Source organism: Actinospica acidithermotolerans, assembly GCF_018139625.1.
Lineage (GTDB): Bacteria > Actinomycetota > Actinomycetes > Streptomycetales > Catenulisporaceae > Actinospica > Actinospica acidithermotolerans.
On record NZ_JAGSOH010000319.1, the window covers coordinates 1 to 617 of the forward strand.

The following is a 617-nucleotide window of genomic DNA, read 5'->3' on the forward strand; positions in this document are numbered from 1 at the left end:
CGACGAAGCACTCAGCACCATCCAGATCACGGCCGATGCCGCCGCGGCGAGGCCCGTGCCCAGGACGAGCCGGCGGCCCCGGACCACGCGGGGACGGCCGTCGGCGTCCTCGACGGCCGGTATGGGGGCCGTCCCGGGGCCGGCGGCGCGTGCCACGGGCAGCAGCAGCGTCGTCTCCTCGGGCTCGATCTCTGGCATGCGGTGGCGCTCTCGTGCTCTCCGTCGGCGGGTGCGCCGCCGCGCGGGCTACGCGAAGGGGTCGAGGCCTACGCGGCGGCACACGAGCCCAGGACACCAGCGGGCTCCACAGGTAAAGGCGCAGGGGCCGCCGAAAGTGTTACCGGCGCTGGTGGAGGGGCGCTTTCCGTCGTCCGTCAGCGTGCTGCGGTGTTGTGCGGGGACGCGGTGTGGGTGTGGGTCGACGCATGGTTTGTATGGGTGGACGCCGCGGTGGCGGTTGAGGACGAATCCGCTGAATTCGACGTCGATGTCAACGGCGAGGCCGTCGTGGACGTGGCGCAGTGGTCTGCTGCCGCGGCGGCGTGGGTGTTGGGGGCGGAGCACGACGGGAATGCCGACGCCGTGGTGCCGTTCGACCGCGTGGCGGTCGGGGGAGC

At 72.9% G+C, this 617-nt stretch carries 1 protein-coding gene; it reads right to left on the reverse strand.

What is annotated here, in order from left to right:
- On the reverse strand, positions 1-198 hold a 198-nt coding region (locus KDK95_RS34895), incomplete at its 3' end, for a hypothetical protein (RefSeq protein WP_212522630.1).
- Positions 199-617 lie beyond the last annotated feature (419 nt).